Source organism: Brucella sp. BE17 (genome assembly GCF_039545455.1).
GTDB lineage: Bacteria > Pseudomonadota > Alphaproteobacteria > Rhizobiales > Rhizobiaceae > Brucella.
Genome location: NZ_CP154467.1, coordinates 1,522,968 through 1,545,994, shown reverse-complemented (window position 1 = coordinate 1,545,994; position 23,027 = coordinate 1,522,968). Strand labels below are relative to the sequence as shown.

Sequence of the window (23,027 nt, the reverse complement as noted above, 5' to 3'; positions counted from 1 at the left end):
GGCCATGATCGCGCGCTTAGCGCGCGTTTCATTGTTTTATCGTGCGATCTGCTTTCTTAGGATCAGCATTCCGGCATTCTCATCGTTGAGTTCCTCAAAATCATGCCAGCCGACTTGTCGGTAAAGATCCGGTTTTTCGGTGTAGAGATAGGCTTCCTTGTAGCCCAAGGCTGCGGCCGCGGCCTCGATTTCGCCAACCAGCTTTTTGGCAATGCCTTTGCCGCGATGCGCGGGGCTGACGAAGACGCTTGCTATCCATGGTGTCAGATGAGGATGGGTTTCCAGATCATTGTCAATGAGCAGTGCAAGTCCGGCTGCTTCCCCGTTCCAGAGCGCTATGCGTGCAGCTTGCCGATCAGCGGATTGAATGAGTTTTTCAAAAGCCAGCAGGACTGTATCCCGGTCCATGCCGCTCGATGCACCCCATTCGCCATGGTTCCAGTTAGCACAGATCGGGATGAGATCAGGCCGGGTGGCCAGATCAATAATTTTGAGCATCGGATCACCAGTGAGGTGGCTTGGTGACAGGCACGTCCGGTGCGGCCTGTTCTTCAAGAAGCAAAAATTGGTCAGTGAGGGCGTTCAGCTTCTTGGAAAGCTGGTCGATTGTTTTCCATTGCTGCGCGAGCACGGAAGACAATTCATCGATGGTTTTTTCCTGTTCGACGATCCGGATTTCAAGCTCGGTAAGACGTTCTTCCTTGTTCATGGTGTCAGGTCCGTTCGTGCGAGGGTTGGAACAGAAAAAGGCGGCTGTTACTTCGTGCCGTACATACGGTCGCCCGCATCCCCAAGGCCCGGTACGATATAGCCTTTCTCGTCGAGACGATCATCGATTGAAGCGGTAAATATATCGACATCGGGATGGGCCTTCGTGAAGCGCTCTACGCCTTCAGGTGAAGCCAGCAGGCAGAGGAAACGGATATTGGTTGCGCCGCGCTCTTTTAGCTTGTCGATTGCCGCAATGGCCGAATTAGCGGTAGCCAACATCGGGTCGACCACGATGATGAGGCGATTGACGATGTCTTCGGGCGCTTTGAAATAATATTCGATGGGCTGAAGCGTGTCATGATCACGATAAAGGCCGATATGGGCAACGCGAGCCGCGGGCACCAGATCGAGCATGCCTTCCAGCAGACCGTTGCCTGCACGCAGGATGGAGGCGAAAACAAGTTTCTTGCCTTCGAGAATGGGGGCTTCCATTTCTACCAGCGGCGTTTGGATGGTGGTTGTGGTGAGTTCGAGATCACGTGTTACTTCATAGCAGAGCAGCAGCGATATTTCCTTCAATAGCCGGCGAAAGCTGCCGGTCGAGGTTTCGCGCTTGCGCATAATTGTGAGCTTGTGCTGGACAAGGGGATGGCTGACGACTGTAACGCCCATGATCTTTCCACTTTTCTTTTTATCGCTTTAGCCTTGGCGGCAGAGTGCGCCCCCCGAAAACGGATAAGGAAACGCATCGGAAAAAGCGTGGCAGGCGCACGCGTATTTTTATGTTTCTTCGATCATTTTTATGCCAAACGCAAGCCGGTGCATCACGGCACGCCGTCATAAATGCGTCGATATACACAAAAGGGGTAGTGGTAACAGCTTTGTGCCATTATCGTCTTCGTCAATATAGAGTGTGCCAATTAGAGAGCAGGCTTGTATCATAGGGTACAAGCTTTATATGGATGACTGAAATCATCGTCGTAAAAATTAAAAGCAGGATGAGCTATGAGCCAGCAAAAAGGCAATGCGGACCGGGTGGGCGCAGAAGGCGGCATGGAGCACTCATTCGGCTTTCGAGCGGTGAACGAGACTGAAAAGCAAAACCTGGTCAATGATGTTTTCCATAAGGTCGCCAAGCGTTACGACGTGATGAACGATCTGATGTCGGCGGGCATGCACCGCGTCTGGAAAGATGCGATGATTGCCTGGCTTGCGCCCTCCAAACGGGCGGGCTGGACATCGCTTGATGTTGCGGGCGGCACGGGCGATATTGCGTTTCGCATCGTCGAAGCCTCCGGGCAGCAGGCGCATGTGACGGTTCTCGATATTAATGGCTCGATGCTTGGTGTGGGACGCGAGAGAGCCGTCAAGAAGGGCCTCCTCGATAATCTCGAATTTGTCGAGGCTAATGCCGAAAGTCTGCCATTCGAGGATAACAGCTTCGACGCCTATACGATTGCTTTCGGTATCCGCAACGTGCCGCATATCGACAAGGCTCTATCTGAAGCCTGGCGAGTTTTGAAACCCGGCGGGCGCTTTTTGTGCCTCGAGTTCTCCGAGGTCGAACTGCCGATCCTCGACAAGGTTTATGATCAATGGTCGTTTCATGCCATTCCGCGCATCGGCAAGATGATTACGGGGGATGCCGATTCCTACAGTTATCTGGTCGAATCCATTCGCAAATTTCCTAAACAGCAGGATTTTGCCAGAATGATCGAGACGGCGGGATTTGATCGCGTAAGCTATCGTAATTTTACGGGCGGTATTGCAGCACTTCATTCGGGTTGGAAGCTTTGAGCATAGCTATGTTGATTGTGAGTGAAAGCGCGCCTGAATGAGCAATATTTTTGCCACGTTCCGGCTGATGCGGGCCGGATGGATTTTGACCCGCGAAGGCGTGATAAGCGCGCTTCCGGCTGAGGGGCTTTCCGGTCCTGCTGAGCTGGGCCATAAAATGGCTGGCCTTTTGGCGCGTCCGCGTGCAAAGCATATGCAGCGTTCGGAGCGTATGTCGCGGGCGATGAACAAGCTTGGTCCGTCTTATGTCAAGCTCGGCCAGTTTCTGGCAACCCGTCCCGATATCGTCGGTCGTGATGTTGCCGCCGATCTGGAACTCCTGCAGGACCGTCTTGATTTTTTCCCGCAGGCTGATGCCGTGCAGACGGTCGAGGGGTCGCTTGGTCGGACAATCGATGATCTGTTCGCACATTTCGGCACACCCATTGCCGCCGCCTCGATGGCGCAAGTGCATCCGGCTGACGTGATCAAGGATGGCGTACCACGCAAAGTGGCGGTCAAGGTAATCCGGCCCGGTGTGCGTCAGCGTTTTGCGCGTGATCTGGAAAGTTTTTATATGGTCGCGCGGATGCAGGAGCATTATGTGCCTTTTGCACGCAGGCTACGTCCGGTCGAGATGGTTGATACTCTCGCGCAGAGCACGCGTATTGAAATGGACTTGCGGCTTGAAGCCGCCGCCTTGTCGGAAATCGCCGAGAACATCAAGGATGATACGGGCTTCCGCGTTCCAACGGTTGACTGGGAGCGGACGGGTCGCGATGTGCTTACGCTTGAGTGGATTGACGGCGTCAAGATGTCGGATATTGCGGGGCTTGCGGCTGCCGGTTTCGATCTGAAGAAACTAGCCGAAACGCTGATCCAGTCTTTCCTGCGCCATACATTGCGCGATGGTTTTTTCCATGCCGATATGCATCCGGGTAATCTCTTCGTCGATCATCAGGGTATGATCGTTGCGGTTGATTTCGGTATTACCGGTCGGCTCAACAAGCAGCAGCGGCGGTTTCTGGCTGAAATCCTCTATGGCTTCATCACACGCGATTACAGGCGGGTGGCAGAGGTACATTTCGAGGCGGGTTATGTGCCGCATACCCATGATGTGGCAAGTTTTGCGCAGGCAATCCGCGCCATTGGCGAACCCATTCACGGCCAGCCTGCCGAAACCATCTCCATGGCCAAGCTTCTGACGTTGCTTTTCGAGGTGACGGAGCTTTTCGATATGCAGACGCGTCCGGAACTCTTGATGCTTCAGAAAACCATGGTGGTGGTTGAAGGGGTTTCACGAACGCTCGATCCGCATTTCAATATGTGGAAAGCGGCGGAACCCGTGGTTGGTGACTGGATCGCCAAAAATCTCGGTCCGCAGGGCATGCTGCTCGATGCGAAAGACAGCGCCTATGCGCTGTTGCATTTTACCCGCAAGACGCCGGAACTGGTGGCGCGGGTGGATCGCGCTTCTGCGGCGCTCGACGAAATGGCTGATAAGGGGTTGCGTTTCGATGCGGCGACTGCCGAAGCAATTGGGCGTGCGGAAGCGCGGCATTCGCGTTGGGGTCGCATTGCGCAGATTGTGATTGCAATTTCGCTCGCGGCAATAGCGATAAAGCTTTATATCGAGCTTTGAATTTACTCGATTTTCAACAAAAGAGTGACAATTCACGTTAAAGGTGATTTCAATGATTGCACTTTAAATATTAGGTGCAATCAAATGGCCAGTCTTACCATCCGCAATCTCGATGATGCCGCGAAAGAACGGCTGCGTATTCGCGCCGCGCAAAACGGGCGCTCCATGGAAGAAGAGGCGCGGCTTCTTCTGGCTGGTCTGGACCATACACCGAAGCGGGTTGCAGTTACTACAGCGTCGGCGGGGACGCTAAACGGTAAGCGCATTCTCTTGATCATCGGCGGCGGGATTGCCGCCTACAAGGTGCCCGATCTTATTCGCCGCTTGCGCGAGCGTGGCGCACATGTGCTCCCGGTTATGACGGCTGCGGCACAGCAGTTTGTGACGCCGCTGACAATTGGGGCTGTTTCGGCAAGTCATGTTTATACCGATCTTTTCTCGCGCGAGGACGAGCAGGATGTTGGGCATATCAGGCTTGCCCGCGATGCTGATCTCATCGTCGTCGCGCCCGCTACCGCCGATCTGATGGCCAAGATGGCGCATGGTCTGGCCGGTGATCTTGCAAGTGCTGTGTTGCTCGCCCGCAAGGTGCCCGTACTGCTTGTGCCTGCCATGAACCCGGCAATGTGGGACAATCCGGCCACCAGACGCAATCGCCTGACGCTTGAAAGAGATGCCGTGCTCTTTACTGGACCGGAGAAGGGGGAAATGGCCGAAAGTGGTGAGGCAGGCACGGGGCGCATGAGTGAACCGCTAACAATTGTTGCAGCAATCGAAAACCTGCTTGCACCGCAGGCTCGTCCGCTTTCAGGTAAGACCATCGTTATGACATCGGGGCCGACCCATGAGCCAATCGATCCGGTGCGCTACATTGCCAATCGGTCGTCGGGCAAGCAGGGGCATGCCATTGCAAACGCCCTTGCTCGGCTGGGTGCCACGGTACATCTTGTATCAGGGCCGGTTGCAATTCCTGATCCTGAAGGCGTTAACGTCATCCACGTCGAGACGGCGCGAGACATGCAGGCGGCGGTGGAAAAGCATCTTCCGGCTGATGCGGCGGTTATGGTCGCAGCCGTTGCCGACTGGCGCACGTCCAATGCGGCAGATCACAAGATCAAGAAAAAGCCAGGCGAGGATGCGCCCACACTTTCCATGGTCGAGAACCCGGATATTCTCGCAGGCGTCGGCCACAGTGACAAGCGTCCCCGTCTCGTGGTGGGCTTTGCCGCCGAAACGCAGGATCTGCTGGCAAATGCTGCGCGCAAGCTTGAGAAGAAAGGCGCCGACTGGATTGTCGCCAATGATGTATCGGGCGACGTCATGGGTGGCGACAAAAACCGGGTACGCATTCTCAGCCACTCTGGAACCGAAGAATGGCCTGAAATGAACAAGGCAGATGTTGCACAAAGGCTGGCGGAGAAAATCGCCGCAAGCTTGCTGGGAGGTCAGGCTTTGTCGCGAACCTGATAGTCCTTGATCGCGGCAAAGCGGATATCCGGCCAGCGCTCGGCCTCATAGTTCAATGAGAAACCGTTCTGGGCCAGAAACACCGGGTCATTGTCGAGATCATGGGCGATGTCGGCGCGATGAGAGGCCATGAAGCGGTCGAGTTCGACCGGATCGTCGGCTGAAATCCAGCGACATACGGAAAAGCGCGACAATTCAAAGCCGACAGGGAGAGAATATTCGATTTTGAGACGCTCGGTCAGAACGTCGATCTGAAGTGCTCCGACCACGCCGACAATGGACGGTGAGCCATCATCGGGCACAAAAAGCTGCACCACGCCTTCTTCCGCCATCTGTTGCAGCGCCTCGCGCAGCTTCTTGGCTTTCATGGCGTCGTCCAGACGCACACGGCGCAGGATTTCAGGCGCAAAATTTGGCACACCACGGAACAGGATCTCCTCGCCCTCGGTTAGCGTGTCGCCTATGCGCAGCGTGCCATGGTTGGGGATGCCGACCACGTCACCAGCAAAGGCTTCATCGGCGATCTGGCGCGAGCGGGCAAAGAAGAATTGCGGTGCCGACAAGCTCATCGGCTTTCCCGTGCGCACCAACTTGGCTTTCATGCCGCGCGATAATTTTCCTGAACAGACGCGCAGAAAGGCGATACGGTCGCGATGGTTCGGGTCCATATTGGCCTGAATCTTGAAAACGAAGCCTGTCATCTTGTCTTCGTCCGGGGTCACCATGCGAATATCGGCCTGCTGTTCGCGTGGTGCTGGGCCAAAATCGCAGAACGCCTCGATCAGGTCTCGCACACCGAAATTCTTGAGCGCCGAGCCGAAATAAACTGGCGTCATATGACCTTCGCGAAAGGCCTCCAGATCAAAAGTACGGCAGACGCCCTGTGCGAGCTCCGTGCTTTCAAGCCATGCCGAGCGTTCGTTTTCGGGCAGGAGTTTTGCAGCCTCTTCAGGTCCACTGACCTTGGTCGGTTGCTCTTCCGCATCCTTCTGGCGCATAGAGCTGTTATGCAGATCAAAGGTGCCGGCAAAGCTTTTGCCAGAACCGATGGGCCATGTGATGGGGGCCGTATCGAGCGCCAGTTTTTCCTCAATCTCGTCGAGAATTTCCAGCGGGTCGCGTGCTTCGCGGTCCATCTTGTTGATGAAGGTAACAATAGGAATGTCGCGCATGCGGCAGACTTCAAAGAGCTTCAGCGTACGCGGCTCGATACCCTTGGCAGCGTCGATGACCATAACGGCGCTGTCGACTGCCGTCAGCGTGCGGTAGGTATCGTCGGCAAAATCTTCGTGGCCCGGTGTGTCGAGCAGATTGAAGATGCAGTCCTTGTATTCAAACGTCATCACCGAGGTGACGACGGAAATGCCGCGATCACGCTCGATGTTCATCCAGTCCGAGCGGGTCTGGATGCGGTCCTTTTTAGCTTTCACTTCGCCGGCCAGCTGAATGGCACCGCCGAATAGCAGCAGCTTTTCGGTCAAGGTCGTCTTACCGGCGTCCGGGTGCGCGATGATCGCGAAGGTTCGGCGCTTGGAAACGGGATTGTCAGCGGGCATGAAGAAACTCGTATTGGCGAAGGGACAGGTGGCACGGTTGCGTGCACCGAGATTTGCGCACGATCTAGCAGCACTTGGCCAAAAGGTCGAGTTTAAATGCAAACGCGGCACGTGATGCGCCGCTTCGCTTTTTTAAAATTGATTAGCGGCCCTTGATACCAAGGCCGACAGCTATAAACGCCCAGCCCTGGAAAATCAGGTCGACGGCGAGGAAGATTCCAAGAATGAACAGGCTGTTGACCGGCCATTGTGCGGCAATCAGCAAACCTGCAAGGACGGTAATCACACCTGTGGCAACGATCCAGCCCCAGCCTGAGGCGGGTTTCGATTTGAAGCCGAGCCAGATGCGAAATGCGCCGGAGCCAAGCAGGGCTGCGGCCAGAAGGAAGGTGAGGACGCCCGCCGTAAGAATAGGGTTGACGAAGGCAACGATGCCCGCTGCCGTATAAAGCAGGCCACTCAACAGCCAGAAGAAAAAGCTGCCCCAGCTTTTTACGCCAAAAGAGTGGATGATCTCGATGACGCCAGCAATCAGCATCATGATGCCGACATAATAAACCGAAACTACGGTGGCAAGAACAAGATTGCCGAAAGCGATTCCACCGAGAATGAGAAGGGCTACACCGAGCGCAACGAACCATCCCCATTTCCTGGAGAGTTCAGCCGGTATGACAGAATTTTCAAGAGCTTTGTTCACGGTTGCCATGTGAGTGTTCCTCAGATGTTCCAAATCTTGGTACACTATAAGCCATAACACGCATTTGACCAGAGCTTGAGCGCGCGGGCAATGCACGCATTATTTGACTTGCAATACGCTTCTTCGTGATCCCATATCTTGGCGTCACGCTGTTTTTATTTTTAGTGGATTGCGTTTGAGATTTGAACCCCACATGCCACGACAAACCGTTCAAATGTCAAATCAAAAAAAACCGCCGGAAGCATAAGTTTGCCGGTGATTTGAATGATCTCACGGCTACAACGCTTTTAGTCGCCTAGCCGCATTGTTGGAAAAGTGTCGATGTTCGATCTGGTATCCCATTATTGGCCGCATATTCTGGCCGCCCTGTCGATCGTTCTGGGTGCGCTGGCGGCTATTCATGCGACGATGACGAAGGATGAAGTCAGAACGGCGCTCGGCTGGGTTGGTGTGATCGTTCTGTCGCCGATCATCGGGGCCGTGGTCTATGCCATTGCTGGCGTCAACCGCATCCGCCGCTCATCGCTTAGCGAGCAGCGCGCCATGGGTCATATCGCGCTCTATCACCTGTCGCATTTCGATACGACCAATGATCTCGTACGCGCTGCCTTCGGGCGGCAGTTTGGCGCGATGAAGATTTTAGGCGATGCCGTCAGCTTGTATGATTTCACCAGCGGTAATCGCATCGAAATGCTGGAGAGCGGAGACGAAGCCTATGCGGCGATGCTGGATGCCATCGGCAAGGCTGAACGGAGCATTCTGCTCGAAACCTATATTTTCGACCGCGACGTAATCGGCGAGAAGTTTGCGGAAGCGCTGGGTGAGGCGGTGAAACGCGGCGTAGAGGTGCGTGTTCTGGTCGATGCCGTTGGTGCGCGTTATTCCTATCCGAGCATTGTCAGCCTGCTCAGGGAAAAAGGCGTGATCGTTGATGTCTTCAACGGCAACATCATCATAGGTCTCAAGCTTCCCTATGCCAATCTGCGCACGCACCGCAAGATACTCGTGGTTGATGGTCGCCATGGCTTTACGGGTGGCATGAATATTCGCGGTGGTTTTGTCCGGGAGATTGCTGGTGATGCGGTCGCCTTCGACACACATTTCATGTTGGAGGGCCCGGCTATCGCCGATCTTTTTCATCTCGCCTCCGAGGATTGGCGCTTTGCGACCGGTGAATTGCTGGGAGGGGAGGCCTGGAGCATCGCGCCGCCGGAAAACCCGCCCGGCACCGGCACGCTGGTGCGCGTCATCGGATCGGGGCCGGACAAGAATATCGAGACCAACCAGCGTATGATGATGGGGGCATTTTCGATTGCCGAGCAGCATATCCTGATCATGACGCCTTATCTTTTGCCCGACCGCGAACTGATCAGCGCGCTGGTGACAGCTGCGCGCCGTGGCGTGTCGGTGGATATCGTCGTGCCGGGCGTCAATAATCTCAAGCTTGTGGATCGCGCAATGCGCGCGCAGTTCGATCAGCTCTTGAAGGACGGCTGCCGTATCTGGCGGGCGGGCGGTGCCTTCAATCATTCCAAGCTCATGACCATCGACGGCGCCTGGTCTTATGTTGGCTCATCCAATATCGACCCGCGTTCGCTCAGGCTGAATTTCGAGGTCGATCTGGAAATCCTCGACCGCGACGTGGCGCGGCAGGTGGAAGAGCGGATTGGCAAGGTGATCGAAGGTAGCCGCGAGGTCAACCTCGCGCGCCTGAAGAAGCGCTCCTTTCTGGTGCGCCTCATCGACCGCATCATCTGGCTCGGCTCGCCCTATCTCTGAAGCCGAAATTTAGGATCCGGTCTTGCTCTCAGCCTCCTGCATATGCAGGCTTTCGAGAAGGTCCGTTGCAGATTTCAGATCCAGGTGCGCTTTAAGCGGCAGATGGTCGGAAGCTACGCGCGCCAGTGGTGTATTATGCACCTCGACTGCGGTAACCAAATTGTTTGGCGCGCCCAAAACCCGATCCAGCGCGAAGACCGGAAAGCGTGAGGGAAAGCTCGGCACTGCAGTCGCAACGTGATCGAATGTTGGCTTGAGAGCTGCGAGTGAAGACCGTTTGCCGATGCGCCATTCGTTGAGATCGCCGATCAGCAATGTTGGCAGGGTGTCTGCTTCCTGCAAGGCGGAAAGAATTGTTTCGGCCTGTTGCTCGCGCGAGCGCTTCAATAAGCCGAGATGGGCGGCGATAATACGCAGGGGTCCGGCGGGAAATTGCAAGTCTGCCACCAGTGCACCGCGCGGCTCGACGCCGGGCAGTTTGAGTTGCCGGACCGAGCGCACCATTCCTTCGCGAAACAGCAACACATTGCCGTGCCAGCCATGGCCCTTGGGCGTGGTTGCGGTAATCGGGACGGGGAGGAGGCCGTGACGGCGTTCCAGAAGGCCGAGGTCGAGAAGACCGGTGCGCTCGCCAAAGCGTTTGTCGGCCTCCTGAAGAGCCACGACATCGGCGTCTAGTTCGCTGATTACGTCGGCGATGCGCTGCGGGTCGAACTGCTTGTCGATGCCGACGCATTTATGGACATTATAGGAAGCGATCACAATATCGCCGCCCGAAGTATCGGTATCGAGCGGCCTGAACCCCGGTCTGTTGCGGATCGCTGTCAGAATCGATCGCGAAAGCCGGTTGGGTTCCTTTTTCTTGAGCACTCTGGTCATCCCGTTGCATCATCGTTCATACAGATTACAGGCATCCGCTGCGAACGGAAACCGCAGAATATCCCAAATCTACATCGCAATTATTATAGAGAAAGGTCGGTGTATAACCTGGGAAATATTCCTTGATTGATAAAACGTCTCACGCGGTTTCGAGGTTCCACCCAAATATTGTTTGTCGTGACGCAGTTCATCGTGCTCAGCGTGAAAGGTGCGGCCAAATAAGGCGCTCTAACCGCCGCGCTGTTCGAACCCGTCGGCATTGCCTTCGTCCACCTTGGCTCGCAGATAGCGCTTCAGCCGGGTTATTTCGCTGTCCGTCCAGCCCGCAGGTTCGGTGATCTTTTGCCAGGCTTCCAGATAATGCTCCGGTGCGTAGACATGGCCATAGCCCATGGGGGCTGTGTCGGCCAGCGCCATGTCGATGGTGAGTTGCAGCCCCGTCACGATGGGATACCAGCGCAGTTCCCCAGCGACGTCCGGTCCACGCGGGGCTTTCATCCAGTCGGGTTCACGGTAGAAAATACTGCTGTCGAAGAAGGTAATCGCATCACTGGCATATTGAAGATAGATGGTACGCATGGTGCCCCAATGCGTCCCATTTCCCGGTGCTTCGCCGTTCTGGTTCATGAAGCGAACGAAGGACCCGTCGCGCACCACCGGCAGCCATTGTGGTGAGCTTGGCTTGCGGCTTGCGCTCAGCGAGCGCCATAACGGGCTTGGAAAAGGTGGACCGCTCCACAAGGCGCCGTTGAGCGGCGCATCCAGTATCTCGAAAAGCGATACGGAATTCTGTGAATTGAATGCGCCGAGGCTCAAGCCGTGTAAATAGATTTTCGGCCTTTTTTCGGCGGGTAGCTCCTTCCAGCGCTCATAGACGGTTTCAAACAGGGCACGTGCTGAATCCGCGCCATATTCGGGCTGAAACAGTAGCGACAACGGACTGTTGAGATAGGAATACTGCATGGCGATGCTGGCGACATCCCCGTCATGGAGGAATTCGAGCCCGGTCATGGCGGAGGGGTCGACCCATCCGGTGCCGGTCGGCACGATGATGACCAGAACTGCGCGCTCGAAACCTCTCTGTCGTTCCAGTTCCGCTAGCGCGTGTTTTGCTCTTTCTCTGGGATCGTCGCTGACATTGAGCCCGACATAAACGCGGACAGGATCGATTGCATTCCGGCTTGTGAAGGCGGAAATCTCACCTCTTTCTGGCGCGGAGGCAATGAACTCGCGGCCAGCCCGGCCCAGATCCTGCCAGTCGATGAGCGATGCGGTGCTGCCGGTTTTTTCCGGTGCCGATGGTTTCATACGGTCAGCTTCAATCAGTGCATCATAGCGCTTGAAAGAGGCATCAAGCGATTGAAACGCCGTTTTGACAAGCAATCCGTTGGCGATATTCCAGACGATGAAGAGCGTTATCAATGCGCCAAAAACGGTGGCGACCCGCCGTGGTACGAGGATATGCAACTTCGATGACAGATATCGGGCCAGGCTGAGCAACAGGCGGGCGAGGATCAGCAGCGCCAAGAAAAGTGCTGTCGCTATGGCGGTCAGGGTGACCGGATAAGCGGAGGCGACCGGCGGCATCTGCATGGCAGCACGCACGGCATTTTGCCAGTCGGCGGAAGATGCAAGAGCTGCAATGGCGATTGCAAGACAGATGCCGCCTGTTACGGTTTTCAGGGCAATTTTTTGGCGGTGTGGCAATGTCGGCAGTTCAAGATAGCGCCATAATGCAGTGCACAGAACGCCAATACCGTAGCCGATAGCAAAGAGCAGTCCGCAGAGTAGACCTTGTACCAGCGGCGTTCTTGGAATGAGGCTCGGTGTAAGCGCCATGGCGAAGAACAAGGTGCCAAATGCCAGTCCTGTGGCGCAGAATGACGCCTTGCGGTTAAGAAAAGCGATAGCAGGACTGTACATGATATCTGCTCCAGCGAGGGATTTGGGTAACCTCGGATATAATGCAGCACGAATGGAGTAAAGACCGCCTATAAAGTCACTCTCAGGCCGGTTGCCAGAGGGTATCGCGGTTTTCCTGCCATCCCTGCTTGTGCAGCAAGGGCATGTCGCCTTCAAATTCCGGCCAGCCGATACAAAGATAAAGGCTGAAACGCCAGCTTGTCGGTACGTTGAATAATTCTTTCATGGCATCGGGGTCGAGAATGGAAACCATGCCGACGCCAAGTCCGAATATTCTCGCCGCAAGGTTGAGATTCTGCACTGCCATGGCTGTACTGTGTTCGAGCGTGGCGGCCATCGACTGGCGCCCGAGCCCATGACCTTCGAGCGGCTCCATCTCGGTGAAGATCGCAAGCTGCAAAGGCGCTTTTGCAATGCCTTCGAGCTTCAAGGAGCGATATTGTTCGGCGCGCGCCTCCTGATAGATCGCGGCGGCTTCAAGATTGGCGTTGCGGAAAATATCATGCACGGCGTGGCGCTTTTCTGTGCTTTCAGCACAAAATACCCGCCATGGCCTCGCATTTCCGACCGAGGGGGCATAATCCATCGCTTTTCGCAAAGCACGGACCATGTCTTCTGGGACCGCCTTATCCCGGAAGTGACGCACGTCGCGCCGCCAGCGTAGTAATTCGAAAAATGTTTCACGTTCAGCGGAGGAAAAATGCATCATAAGACCGGTGGTAATCAAATTGCGAGGACAGTTTTTAAAGCGGATTGCTTTAAACTTTTCGTTTTTCGCATGACCTTCTCCCTTTGAAACGGGCTTTAGCGACTGGGCAGCGGCGGAAAGATAGCGGATCCAGATCTGTCGCGTTCAATAGGAATTCTACGCATCTCAAGCACTTTGTGCTTGTTGATGTCATATTTTATCCCAATTGCCACATTGCCTTTCAGACACCGCTTGCCATCGCGAACCTCCACAGTGCATGCCAGTAAATAGGTGCGTATCATATCGACCCGTTGAGGGTCGAGCTGCGTATCCCAGAGTATTGCCGATGTTTCAAGCATTGGCTTATCTGCCTGCTTTTGTAAAAAGCCGGTGGCTTCATTTTTGATTGTTTCCATAATCTTTTGTTCAAATTTATGGAAAGGCTCGAACCGTAAAGCGCCGTTCTCAACATTCTCGCCATCCAGCCTGAAGACCATGGAATAGGCTGGCCTGTTTTGCAAAAAACCAGGTACCGAATTCTCAAACGTCAAGGGAATTGGTTTTGTAGGTTTCTGTTGGGTGTCATTGCTCGCTATGATGATCCTGATATTGGAGCGTTCGTTCCACCACTGTGTTTTATAATTATCCGTACGGAATTGCGCGACACATTGGTTCAGCTTGTCGAAAACCCTATTCTGGTTTTCGTTGTTTAGCGGCTCCTGTACAATGGGAACGAGATGTGCCTTTCCACCGAACCAATTGACGGCCAGAACTGGAATGCCGCAGGCTGTAAAAGTCCTATCAAGCGCCTTGAGTTCGGCGCCGAGGTCTATACCGCTCACATAGGCCATCCGCAGCCGTTTCTCGCATGGCGCGTCTAGCCTGCAATCGGCGGGGTTACGATCCATCGCCAGCCGGATTCGGGTGACAGGGTCGCCCTTGACTGAAAATATCACATCGTAATGGGCTTTCTGCAGATACGTGGCATAGAGCTCGAGCTGACCGGGATAAATCGCCTCAGCCAGTTCCACGGCCGCCTTTTCCGCTTCCGCGCGTCCATTGCCACAGCCGGCCAGAAGCAGCAAACCCAGCAGCAAGAGCACGCTATAAAAGAGACGCGGGATCATTGCAGCTCTTTCAGATGGACGTTGCCTCACGGAGACCAAACAGCTTCAATCATTTGGAGCGCCAGGAAAGATTGCAAATTCCAGCAGAGGATGAGGCTGTCAATTTGATCTGATCGTTGCCATCGGACCAATCCGTAATTTCGATCGTCCCCCCGACGGCCGTCGTTTTGCCCGCTCCATGTGTTGATACCACATGCTGTTTTAAATCCTTGCAATCAGACGCAGCTACGGGATTGATGAGAGCAAATGCCAGTCGTTTTTGTTTATCGAACAGAAGTGAAACGGAAGTCTCGATACCACCCAGACCATAATTCGCTTTGACCAGTGGCGCATAGTCTGCGCCATGATCCGTATAAATCTCGTTGGCACGTGGCTTATAAGGTTTTGCATTGGGCACGACAGACAAGACCTCTTTCGGGGACATGCCCCATCGTGTCTTTTCCCATGCGGCATGGGCATTAGTTGCCCCGCAAATCGCAACAAGCGAAGCCAACGCGGCAATCATTTTTGCTCTCATTTCGGCACCGTGTCCTCTTGTCAAATCAATAGGTCCTGATCCTTAAAAAGCTTCTGGCTAAATGCCTGCAAGTTGCTTGTACTTTCGTTCAAAGGCATCCATCGCATCGATATTGCTGTTGATTTCGTCGACCGTTCTACCCATTGCAACGCTCGCATTTTTAGGATTGCACTCTTGCGCAGTTGAAAGTTTGCGCTTTTCGGCTTCCGCAAGAATTTCGCCGCTTTCTTCTTTTGTAAAATAATCGGGAATTGCCAGGGCTACTTCCGTATTCACCCGATAGCGTCCTGCGTGGCAGTGATCAGCGTATCCCATATGGAATTGCGTTAGACGGATCAGGTCGACCTTTTTTGACCAAACCGCATTTTTATAGCCTTCTGCAGTCTGGGTTGTAACAAAGACCTTTCCATCCATATTCACGCCGGGACCGGCATACTTCAATACAGGAAGATTTCGGTCGGGATTGATCCATTCCCAAGGATCTATGCGCACCAAATCGAATGCGGCTGCGATCTGGACCACGCCTAATATTCCCGCAGCTGCCCCCAGCCCCATGCGCATTGTGTTGTCAGAACTGGATGATCTCAGAACGGAAATTGCCATTCCGATTGCAATCACACCCAAAATAACGCCGAGAATATTAAAACGGCTGTCTGTGGTGAGTGCGCCGTTGATTTGAACTGTTTTCTGCGAGCCTAGGAAAACAAAAAACGGAATGATGGCGAGAATGATAGCGAGGATAGGCTTTTTCAGATGGCGCATACGGTTTTCTTTGCAAGGATAATGATCGTGCGGTCAGTGAAGCTGGCTGTGGAGCAGTGAGATGAGATAAGGGCAAATCACTATTCATGCGCGCGATGCTGTATGTAGAAACGGGAGATTAATTTACGGGCAGATACCCTGTCTCTGCAGTCGTTTACGGTAAGCCATGCCCTCTTTGCGTGCATAAGCAACGGCAGCTTCTCTTCCTTCCCTCTTCATGATGCGCGTGGCTCTGGCCTCTATGCGCTGGCGCTCAGAACGCGGCATGGAATCGGCTGAGCATCTGGGCTGAGCTGCTTGCTGGCGCTTGTGAGTTTTTCTTTTAGGTCCCATCCTTTTCCTGTTTTGATGGTCCTGCAAACGGTTCCAGCGCTGGGAGTCTAGATGGCGATCAAGGGTATTTGTGTCGTAAGCCCAAACATTCGTAGCGGGCATTAACAAGGTTAAGACCGTCAATACAGTTACGCTCAAATTCGTAAATCTCATTGTCGAATTCCTCCAATAGCAGAATACGAAGTGTTGGCCTTCGTAAAACCTAGGTACATCATCCGTATAGTCTTATGATCAGGCCAGTCGAGGTTTATGAAATTTGGACGCCTCCCGTTGCGCCAAGCTTGGTCAAATTTTTTAATTCCCCAAAAAAAGCTTTATTGAGCACTGTCTATACTGTGCACGGCAGCGTCTCGTGTGTCGGACTGAGCGGCAATTGCGGTCAGTTCTTTAGAGAAAGCAAATCCCGCGCCTCTCTTGACAAAAACTCTCCATCCTTCCGTTTCTCCAAGGCGAAATTGAATGAGAAGCAGTTGAGGCGACCCCGTATCGCGTTGATACGTGAAGGCGTCTGTAATCACTCCTGCGACGTCGGCTTCCTTTCTGGAAATTTCCAACTGTCGCTGAATGTTTCCCTCGATGAGATAAATCGCTGTTGTGTCCTCCGTGTTAATGACACCGAGGTGAAGGTCTCCGAAATCGTAGCGGGCGAGTACCGGCTGTGCATCAGGTTCAGCCGTTCGTGGAACTGGTGAGGGTCGTACCCCCATACGTGATTCAGAGTGAGCGGTGTGCTGATCGGCAAGCGGCTCAGATTTTTGGCGCGCGACACTCGTTGATGATTGTTCCATGGAAGGAGCAGGAGGGACGGCTGGATCGCGTAATGCCGGCAAGGCAACGATCAGCGCAACAGCCACCGCACAAACACCCGCAGTTGCCGGAATGATGCGATTGGTATGATGGGCAAACCACAGCCCGATTTTTCGCCATGGGTTTGAATGTGATGACGCTTTCTCGCGCAATCTGTGCTCGGAAAATGCCTCCACGCTTTGGCGCACGTCGTCTTCCATCTTCCGAGTATCCGGCGTCGGATCAGGAATTCTGGACAGTCTCTGGAAGGGATTCTGTTCCGTGCGGATCATAGCAGTTCTTTCAGCAGTTTACGCGCCTTATGGATATGCCAAGAAACGGTCACCTCTTTGCATTGCATGATTTTTGCCGCTTCTGCGTGGCTCAATTCTTCCGCATAGACCAGAAGTATGGCGTCTCGTTGTTTTTCCGGCAATTCACGTACTTTTCGCCATATATCATTTAACTGTAACAAATCCTCCTGATCCGGCTCCATGATATCAGGTGATATGATCGCCGCTCTTGTAACAAGCCTTTGGCGACGTTGGTGGCTGCGTTGAAAATCGCGAACCGCATTCAATGTGACACGGTAGAGCCAGCTTGAAAAACTCGCCCGGCCATCAAAACTCTCGATTATTGTCGCCAGCCGCATACAGATAGATTGCGTCACATCTTCGGCATCGCTTTTATTCCCGAGCCAGCGAAACGCCGTCTTGAGAATAAAAGGGTAATAGGAACGCACCAATTGCTCGAACGCTGCGACATCACCTGTCTTGGCTTGCTTCACGAGCGCGTCATTCTCCCGTCGCTGTGCAACAGCGCCGCTTGCCACCGAGTTATTACTGCTTGGAGCATCTATATTATGAATGCTCACTCCCCTTCCGTGAACGATGACCACGCAACCAATAGCGCGAACAATTGGTATATAATATCAATTGCCTCGTCCAGAGTGCTATTTAAGCGTCCACTTGCCCGGCGGTCTTGAATGTCGAGCGTTCAAAAGTGAATATCATTTCTTGTCGAGCCAATACGCTGTGCCACGGATGATGAGGGTATCGGGTAACGCCTCGTCTGCGCTGTCAGGAACCGCGAGAAAGTGCCTTTCGATTTCACCATCGCGTTCAAGCATCAAGGCAAAATCCTCAAAACGGTAATTCGCTTTAACATTCTTGTCGTTACTACCGTTGACGATAATGTAACTCGTCGCAACATTGCCAGCCACGAAACCGCTACGATGATAGGTGAGCCTTCCGTCGTCAGAAAAGACATAACTGCGATCCTGTCTGTGTCCGCCCATGCCCACCTGGAGATAATAATAACGAGCTTTCAGGTTCTGCATGGACATGGGACGCAGTTTTTGTGGCTTTTTGAGCTGAAACGTCGACCCCTTAGCCTCGCCGCCGGTGTGAGTAAGCGTGATCGCGCCATCGGTTTCTTCCCATGTGAACCAGCGCTCAGGCTCGCGCTCTTTTGAACGGTTTACGGCAAGATCGGTAAAGGGGAAGCTCCATTCGTGATGATAGGCACTGCCATCGGAAAGAAGAATATAGATCGCCTCCTGACGATCGATATAGCCGTTGCCGAAGCCGTCCAGGCGATTGTCGAAGCTGGCTTCGTACAGGACACGGTCGACAGAATTCAGATTAATACCCTGGTTCGGCCCGGCATAAGCTTCACTCTCCTCCATAGGGCGGGGCATCAACCCGGCAACGTCATTTTCGTCCAGAAAAGGTCGACCCGTTTCCTCAATCGTGAACACACTGCATTTGCGCAGCGTCAGTTTTCCGCCTTTGCGCGTGTCGTGAATGGACCTTGGCGTACCGAGTACTACGCGCTCTTGGCCGACGGCCTGTACCATTTTTGCCTTATGCTCGTCGCTGACGAATGTATCGCACTCCACCTTGAAAGATGATTGCTGATCATCGCGCCATTCACGCAACTCATCATCCTTCGTGACCCGACCATACAAAAGCTGCATTCCATCCGCGATAAGCCAATCGCGTGCATGACTTTCGCGTGCACTGCTGAGCTCACGATAACGCCTCGCACCTTCCTTGCTGCCGATCTCAGCCATTTTTGCTTCCAGTCGCGCAGATAACGCTGCAATGCGAAGGATGCTGATCTCATCCGCTGACTTCTGTTTCGGTACAATTTCCGGTGCGTCAGCAATATCAATGCCAAGTTTCGATGCACTAACGATAAGTCGGCGCACTGGCCTCTCGACCGAAAACTGGCTGTCCTCTTTGAACACTTTCATGAGATCGTCGCATTGCTGGGGGCTTTTCGCGATTTCCTTTGCGATAACACCCGCCAGTTTGTCCCTCTCGCGGCTGATCTGCACAGCGATGTCGGGAATACGCGCCTGAATTCCTTTCATAAGCCGGTCATAGTTCGATTTGGAATTGGCATAAGACCAACCGGCGAGAACATCGCGACGCTCTGATTTGCTCGAGGGATATTTCATATCGCACTGTTCGGCATAAAGCTGCGCGGCGTTGAATGCGCCGACAACTTTACCGAGGTCGGCGTTAAAATCAGTCAGCTGATCGGCTTGAGCTGGAAAAGCAATAAACAGCATAAGTCCAAAAGCAAAAGAGCGCCATTTCATGGACAGTTACCCAGAATTTTGTCGATACGCAGGGTTTGACCGTTGAACCATCCCGCCACGGCCAGACATCCATGCTCCGACCAGACATCGCGCAACCGTTTGGCGTCTGTCTCAGATGCAACAAGTGCGGGCAAATCGCTACCGCTCCATAGCAGCCTCCGGGGTTCGCGCGCGGTGTCATCAAGATCGACGATGCCGCGCCAGGGGCAGGGCTGTTTCATGCAATGAATATTTGTTTTCCCAACAGCAAGGTGCATCGCACCAGGGTCGCTTTTATCCGCGGCAAACACCGGTCCATGAAACAGCAAGCATAGGGTGACAGATAGGATGCGAGTAGGGCGCAGCATGTTCAAGGCTCCCTCAACGATTTTCCAGACCATTTTCTGTTCTCTGGCGACGGATCTCTTCACGATTGGAATCCACATGCGTGCGCAGTTTAACGAGACCCGCACGGACCTCTTTAATGGTTGTGGCGTGTGTGCGTTTATCGACAAGGGTGTTGGGATTGCTTTCGTCCCAGTCCAGAGCCCAATCGATTGCAGCGATCCATTCATCGGGGTCGCCAGCGACATATTCATTGACCGGGCGGCCGACCTGTTCTGTCAGGGCGCCGAACAGGGGCATTTCACTGTTGCCAGCGCTTTGCTTTGTTGCCGTGATGAAAACGCGATAACGAAGCTGTCCCGCATACATCCAGTTGGCTGCTTCCTGCCCTTTGCCTTCGGCAAGCAGTCTTGCGGCCAGAACGTAAAGTGCGGCCGGGTGGATTTCCGGTGCGCGCGTGACGATCTGCTGATTGCTGAGTTTGTTCAAGTCAGACGTTTGAGCCCCGCCGGATTGAGAAAAATACAGGCCGATGATAATCGACGAAGCCAGCGTCAAACGTTTCATGAAACTTAACCTCCCGAATGATCTATCAATGAGACGGTCGACAGGCGACGATCCTTGGCAAGAGACAAAAAAGATGAATGTCCCTTCAAATGATGATGACCAAGGTATCGTAACCGCGAGGCGTCGAATGAATATTCATTGTGGGAAGTCTATCATGCGAAGTCTTGCCTGCCAGTTTTTTATCTGCGTTTTTGGCACATATGTCCTGCTCACTGGTTATGCTGCCGCGCAAACCGGTTCGGAGGGAACTGACATCATGTTCAAGCGCATATTTACGGGATTTCGCAAGCAGGCTCACGGCGCTGAAAAAGCTGAACCTTCGCTTACCAAATTACAGACAGACATTGTCCGCGCCATCGTTGCTGATCGGACAGATCTTCATGATTTTGATTGGGAGGATCGCGACTGGATTTACATCGCGGTCAATCACGAATTGCTCGTGGACTCGGGGGCACGATCGAGCACGCAGACGGCCATATTGGCACAAAAACCGGGTGGGTTGCTAGAAGACCTCAGCTTTCGCCTGAGCATGGCGACAAAGCAAAAATTCCGTGCCTTACAGGAAGCAATGCAGAACAAAGATAAGGAGCCCTGGACGATTGTCGATATCACGATCGAGCGTGATGGACGATATGATTTTGTCTTCGCTTATGATCCTCCCCCCCGGATCAATGGCGACCTTCTCTACAGTCCCCTTACAGGCCTGCTGGAACGCTTCAAAGCGGAAAGAGGAGTTAAATGAGGCTTTGATGCCTCTGGTATCGAATATCAGTGCCGGGGGGGGGAGACCAAAACCCTGTTTTTGCTTATGTCATAGGGCAGCATTCCCGCCGGGATTTCAATCTGTGTCAAATTGGAGCGCAGACATGGAATGGATACGCTGTACGTCCGTTACAGCATTGACCTTGGCGATCGACACCAAGATATATTCCATAATTTTTGCCAAGGAATGCCAATCCGGCTCACGTCTTACGGGTATCGCTTTCAAGGAAAGGACCGGAAGATGAAACGTCAACTGTCTCGTAAAATCGTGGTTGGTACACTTGTCATACTGCCGCTCGGATTAGGTTTTCTTGGCTATACAGCGCTGACGCGGGCCCCCATTTTCATTGAGAGCCAACGAACAAACAAAAACGCGCTGCTTCCGTCTGAGCCGACTGTTGACGCCGCAGCAACCTCAGTGCTGCCTCCGGCACCAACCGGGACCGCGAGAATAAGCGACGGATCGTTTCGTGAGCGCAGTTCATTTCAGTCTCCGGCAGGTGACAAGTTCGCACATTTCGATGCCAACGGTATTTACCGTGTCGCGGAGAACCCGGTTTCCACATTTTCGATCGATGTCGATACCGCATCCTATTCCTATGTCCGCCAGGCTTTGATGATGGGCGAGACCCCCGCACCGGAAGCCGTGCGCGTGGAAGAATTAATCAATTATTTCGATTACGATTACGGCGTACCACCTGAAGGCGGCGCTCCGTTCTCGTCCAATGTCACAGTCACGCCGTCACCGTGGAATCTGAATAACCGTCTTGTCCATATTGGCATCAAGAGCCAGCGGATGGAAATGGCAAACGTAGCACCGGCCAATCTGGTATTTCTCATCGATACGTCAGGATCCATGAATGCGCCGAACAAACTGCCGCTTTTAAAGCGTGCCTTTGGCCTGCTCATTAACGAAATGCGACCGCAAGACAAGATCTCCATCGTTACCTATGCAGGTTCGGCGGGTGTTGCGCTTGAACCTACCTCAGCCGCTGAAAAAGCAAAGATCCTTGCGGCTCTCGATGCCTTGACGCCTGGTGGATCAACGGCAGGCGCAGAAGGCATAATGACAGCATACCGATTGGCGGAACAGGCTTTCATAAAGGGCGGAACAAATCGCATCCTCCTGGCAACCGACGGCGATTTTAACGTAGGAATATCGGAACCGGGCGGATTAGAACGTCTTGTCGAGGGAAAACGCCGTGCCGGTGTTTTCCTGTCGATCCTTGGATTTGGTCGAGGCAATTACAATGACGCGGGAATGCAGGCGCTGGCTCAGGCAGGTAATGGAAACGCAGCTTATATCGATTCCTTTTCCGAGGCACGAAAGGTGTTGGTAGAGGAGATTGGCTCCACGCTGCTGACCATCGCCAAGGATGTCAAGGTACAGGTCGAATTCAACCCGCAAGCCGTGTCGGAATACCGGCTGATCGGCTATGAAACGCGTTTGCTGGATCGGGAGGATTTTAACAACGACGCGGTAGATGCCGGGGATATCGGTGCAGGCCACAGCGTCACAGCGCTCTATGAAATCACGCCCAAAGGTGCACCCGGAGGTATGGATCCGCTTCGATATGAACAGCCGTCTCCTTCTGCTTCCGCGCGCAACGACAAGGAGCTTGGTTTCGTCAAAATCCGTTACAAAGCACCTGATGGAGATGTCAGTTCACTGATTGAGACGCCGATAGAGGCCGCGGCTCAACTTCCTTCTCTTGAGGCAGCTTCAGAGGATACCCGCTTTGCCGTCGCTGTCGCCGCCTTTGGGCAGAAATTGCGCAAGTCTACTTATCTGGAGAAAATGGACTGGCGGGCTATCAAAACATTGGCCCAATCAGCACGCGGAGAGGATTTGAGCGGACGTCGCGCTGAACTCCTTCAACTCATTAACACGGCTAGCCAAATTGGAGGCTAGAGACGGCTATGTGCTGTTAACCAGACTGAAAGCATACATTCGCGCGGCGGCAAGAGATTGGAGGCCCCGTCGCGCTGATATTCAGGCGAAGGTGCAGTCCGAGCGATATTACGGCATGTCTCCCAAAACGCGGCCTCTGAAGTGACTAAAATTAAATCTGGAAATAATGCGAGGGGGCTCGTACCCCCAAAGGGGAGGGCCAATACCTCTA

At 53.7% G+C, this 23,027-nt stretch carries 22 protein-coding genes; 6 read left to right on the top strand and 16 right to left on the bottom strand.

Translation table 11 applies throughout. The features are described 5' to 3' along the window. Nucleotides 1–36: 36 nt before the first annotated feature. From AAIB41_RS07485 to upp, 3 genes are read right to left on the bottom strand one after another with little or no spacing between them, the layout of a single operon-like run. A complete protein-coding gene (locus AAIB41_RS07485; RefSeq protein WP_343312689.1) occupies nucleotides 37–498 on the bottom strand; it encodes a GNAT family N-acetyltransferase in 462 nt (153 codons plus the stop codon). Between the two features lie 4 nt (nucleotides 499–502). Next, nucleotides 503–709 (bottom strand): SlyX family protein, encoded by a 207-nt coding sequence (locus tag AAIB41_RS07480; RefSeq protein WP_343312688.1) that lies wholly within the window; start codon nucleotides 707–709, stop codon nucleotides 503–505. A 47-nt stretch (nucleotides 710–756) separates the two neighbouring features. After that, nucleotides 757–1,383: a uracil phosphoribosyltransferase gene (upp, locus tag AAIB41_RS07475; protein ID WP_343312687.1), complete on the bottom strand. Its 627-nt coding sequence runs from the start codon at nucleotides 1,381–1,383 to the stop codon at nucleotides 757–759. A gap of 333 nt (nucleotides 1,384–1,716) precedes the next feature. Here upp and ubiE point away from each other — a divergent pair, with 333 nt between their 5' ends. From ubiE to coaBC, 3 genes are all read left to right on the top strand, one after another. After that, complete coding sequence (gene ubiE, locus AAIB41_RS07470; protein ID WP_343312686.1) at nucleotides 1,717–2,508, top strand: bifunctional demethylmenaquinone methyltransferase/2-methoxy-6-polyprenyl-1,4-benzoquinol methylase UbiE; 792 nt, start codon at nucleotides 1,717–1,719, stop codon at nucleotides 2,506–2,508. Between the two features lie 37 nt (nucleotides 2,509–2,545). After that, nucleotides 2,546–4,129 (top strand): 2-polyprenylphenol 6-hydroxylase, encoded by a 1,584-nt coding sequence (gene ubiB, locus AAIB41_RS07465; RefSeq protein ID WP_343312685.1) that lies wholly within the window; start codon nucleotides 2,546–2,548, stop codon nucleotides 4,127–4,129. An 84-nt stretch (nucleotides 4,130–4,213) separates the two neighbouring features. Next, nucleotides 4,214–5,596 carry a bifunctional phosphopantothenoylcysteine decarboxylase/phosphopantothenate--cysteine ligase CoaBC gene (gene coaBC / locus AAIB41_RS07460; RefSeq protein ID WP_343312683.1) on the top strand — a complete coding sequence of 461 codons (1,383 nt, stop codon included), beginning with the start codon at nucleotides 4,214–4,216 and terminating at the stop codon, nucleotides 5,594–5,596. Here coaBC and AAIB41_RS07455 read toward each other — a convergent pair. Beyond that, nucleotides 5,575–7,152 (bottom strand): peptide chain release factor 3, encoded by a 1,578-nt coding sequence (locus AAIB41_RS07455; protein ID WP_343312682.1) that lies wholly within the window; start codon nucleotides 7,150–7,152, stop codon nucleotides 5,575–5,577. The genes coaBC and AAIB41_RS07455 overlap by 22 nt on opposite strands. A 142-nt stretch (nucleotides 7,153–7,294) precedes the next feature. After that, on the bottom strand, nucleotides 7,295–7,858 hold the full coding sequence (locus AAIB41_RS07450; protein WP_343312680.1) for an HdeD family acid-resistance protein: 564 nt from the start codon (nucleotides 7,856–7,858) through the stop codon (nucleotides 7,295–7,297). A 312-nt stretch (nucleotides 7,859–8,170) separates the two neighbouring features. Between AAIB41_RS07450 and AAIB41_RS07445 the strand changes: the two genes are divergently transcribed. Further along, complete coding sequence (locus AAIB41_RS07445; RefSeq protein WP_343312678.1) at nucleotides 8,171–9,628, top strand: phospholipase D-like domain-containing protein; 1,458 nt, start codon at nucleotides 8,171–8,173, stop codon at nucleotides 9,626–9,628. Nucleotides 9,629–9,637: 9 nt separating this feature from the next. Here AAIB41_RS07445 and AAIB41_RS07440 read toward each other — a convergent pair whose 3' ends face one another. From AAIB41_RS07440 to AAIB41_RS07390, 11 genes are all read right to left on the bottom strand, one after another. Then, entirely contained in the window at nucleotides 9,638–10,498 is an 861-nt protein-coding gene (locus AAIB41_RS07440; RefSeq protein WP_343314701.1) for an endonuclease/exonuclease/phosphatase family protein, read from the bottom strand. A 237-nt stretch (nucleotides 10,499–10,735) separates the two neighbouring features. Continuing rightward, nucleotides 10,736–12,430: an alpha/beta-hydrolase family protein gene (locus tag AAIB41_RS07435; protein WP_343312676.1), complete on the bottom strand. Its 1,695-nt coding sequence runs from the start codon at nucleotides 12,428–12,430 to the stop codon at nucleotides 10,736–10,738. 82 nt (nucleotides 12,431–12,512) lie between these two features. Continuing rightward, nucleotides 12,513–13,136, bottom strand: a complete 624-nt coding sequence (gene bluB / locus AAIB41_RS07430) for a 5,6-dimethylbenzimidazole synthase (protein WP_343312675.1) — start codon at nucleotides 13,134–13,136, stop codon at nucleotides 12,513–12,515. Nucleotides 13,137–13,234: 98 nt separating this feature from the next. Continuing rightward, a complete protein-coding gene (locus tag AAIB41_RS07425) occupies nucleotides 13,235–14,149 on the bottom strand; it encodes a hypothetical protein (RefSeq protein ID WP_343312674.1) in 915 nt (304 codons plus the stop codon). A 145-nt stretch (nucleotides 14,150–14,294) separates the two neighbouring features. Beyond that, entirely contained in the window at nucleotides 14,295–14,762 is a 468-nt protein-coding gene (locus AAIB41_RS07420; protein WP_343312673.1) for a hypothetical protein, read from the bottom strand. A 57-nt stretch (nucleotides 14,763–14,819) separates the two neighbouring features. After that, nucleotides 14,820–15,524 carry a hypothetical protein gene (locus AAIB41_RS07415; protein WP_343312672.1) on the bottom strand — a complete coding sequence of 235 codons (705 nt, stop codon included), beginning with the start codon at nucleotides 15,522–15,524 and terminating at the stop codon, nucleotides 14,820–14,822. 647 nt (nucleotides 15,525–16,171) lie between these two features. After that, on the bottom strand, nucleotides 16,172–16,864 hold the full coding sequence (locus tag AAIB41_RS07410; RefSeq protein ID WP_343312671.1) for a hypothetical protein: 693 nt from the start codon (nucleotides 16,862–16,864) through the stop codon (nucleotides 16,172–16,174). Nucleotides 16,865–16,932: 68 nt separating this feature from the next. Continuing rightward, entirely contained in the window at nucleotides 16,933–17,517 is a 585-nt protein-coding gene (locus tag AAIB41_RS07405) for an RNA polymerase sigma factor (RefSeq protein WP_343312669.1), read from the bottom strand. Nucleotides 17,518–17,652: 135 nt separating this feature from the next. Beyond that, complete coding sequence (locus AAIB41_RS07400) at nucleotides 17,653–19,251, bottom strand: hypothetical protein (protein WP_343312668.1); 1,599 nt, start codon at nucleotides 19,249–19,251, stop codon at nucleotides 17,653–17,655. Continuing rightward, nucleotides 19,248–19,631: a hypothetical protein gene (locus AAIB41_RS07395; RefSeq protein ID WP_343312667.1), complete on the bottom strand. Its 384-nt coding sequence runs from the start codon at nucleotides 19,629–19,631 to the stop codon at nucleotides 19,248–19,250. The genes AAIB41_RS07400 and AAIB41_RS07395 overlap by 4 nt, the downstream gene beginning before the upstream one ends. Then, nucleotides 19,612–20,142 carry a hypothetical protein gene (locus tag AAIB41_RS07390; RefSeq protein ID WP_343312665.1) on the bottom strand — a complete coding sequence of 177 codons (531 nt, stop codon included), beginning with the start codon at nucleotides 20,140–20,142 and terminating at the stop codon, nucleotides 19,612–19,614. Before AAIB41_RS07390 ends, AAIB41_RS07395 begins: the two co-directional genes overlap by 20 nt. A 154-nt stretch (nucleotides 20,143–20,296) precedes the next feature. On the opposite strand from AAIB41_RS07390, the gene AAIB41_RS07385 reads away from it, so the two are divergent. Both AAIB41_RS07385 and AAIB41_RS07380 read left to right on the top strand, forming a co-directional pair. Continuing rightward, on the top strand, nucleotides 20,297–20,884 hold the full coding sequence (locus AAIB41_RS07385) for a hypothetical protein (RefSeq protein WP_343312664.1): 588 nt from the start codon (nucleotides 20,297–20,299) through the stop codon (nucleotides 20,882–20,884). Nucleotides 20,885–21,145: 261 nt separating this feature from the next. Further along, entirely contained in the window at nucleotides 21,146–22,816 is a 1,671-nt protein-coding gene (locus AAIB41_RS07380) for a VWA domain-containing protein (RefSeq protein ID WP_343312663.1), read from the top strand. Nucleotides 22,817–23,027 lie beyond the last annotated feature (211 nt).

Coding starts and splice junctions, on each gene's coding strand:
- AAIB41_RS07390 (WP_343312665.1), bottom strand. CDS start 20,142: ATGAAACGTTTGACGCTGGCTTCGTCGATTATCATCGGCCTGTATTTT.
- AAIB41_RS07385 (WP_343312664.1), top strand. CDS start 20,297: ATGCGAAGTCTTGCCTGCCAGTTTTTTATCTGCGTTTTTGGCACATAT.
- AAIB41_RS07445 (WP_343312678.1), top strand. CDS start 8,171: ATGTTCGATCTGGTATCCCATTATTGGCCGCATATTCTGGCCGCCCTG.
- AAIB41_RS07485 (WP_343312689.1), bottom strand. CDS start 498: ATGCTCAAAATTATTGATCTGGCCACCCGGCCTGATCTCATCCCGATC.
- AAIB41_RS07380 (WP_343312663.1), top strand. CDS start 21,146: ATGAAACGTCAACTGTCTCGTAAAATCGTGGTTGGTACACTTGTCATA.
- AAIB41_RS07450 (WP_343312680.1), bottom strand. CDS start 7,858: ATGGCAACCGTGAACAAAGCTCTTGAAAATTCTGTCATACCGGCTGAA.
- ubiB (WP_343312685.1), top strand. CDS start 2,546: ATGAGCAATATTTTTGCCACGTTCCGGCTGATGCGGGCCGGATGGATT.
- AAIB41_RS07415 (WP_343312672.1), bottom strand. CDS start 15,524: ATGCGCCATCTGAAAAAGCCTATCCTCGCTATCATTCTCGCCATCATT.
- AAIB41_RS07395 (WP_343312667.1), bottom strand. CDS start 19,631: ATGGTCTGGAAAATCGTTGAGGGAGCCTTGAACATGCTGCGCCCTACT.
- AAIB41_RS07410 (WP_343312671.1), bottom strand. CDS start 16,864: ATGGAAGACGACGTGCGCCAAAGCGTGGAGGCATTTTCCGAGCACAGA.
- bluB (WP_343312675.1), bottom strand. CDS start 13,136: ATGCATTTTTCCTCCGCTGAACGTGAAACATTTTTCGAATTACTACGC.
- AAIB41_RS07455 (WP_343312682.1), bottom strand. CDS start 7,152: ATGCCCGCTGACAATCCCGTTTCCAAGCGCCGAACCTTCGCGATCATC.
- AAIB41_RS07435 (WP_343312676.1), bottom strand. CDS start 12,430: ATGTACAGTCCTGCTATCGCTTTTCTTAACCGCAAGGCGTCATTCTGC.
- AAIB41_RS07420 (WP_343312673.1), bottom strand. CDS start 14,762: ATGAGAGCAAAAATGATTGCCGCGTTGGCTTCGCTTGTTGCGATTTGC.
- AAIB41_RS07480 (WP_343312688.1), bottom strand. CDS start 709: ATGAACAAGGAAGAACGTCTTACCGAGCTTGAAATCCGGATCGTCGAA.
- AAIB41_RS07400 (WP_343312668.1), bottom strand. CDS start 19,251: ATGAAATGGCGCTCTTTTGCTTTTGGACTTATGCTGTTTATTGCTTTT.
- coaBC (WP_343312683.1), top strand. CDS start 4,214: ATGGCCAGTCTTACCATCCGCAATCTCGATGATGCCGCGAAAGAACGG.
- upp (WP_343312687.1), bottom strand. CDS start 1,383: ATGGGCGTTACAGTCGTCAGCCATCCCCTTGTCCAGCACAAGCTCACA.
- ubiE (WP_343312686.1), top strand. CDS start 1,717: ATGAGCCAGCAAAAAGGCAATGCGGACCGGGTGGGCGCAGAAGGCGGC.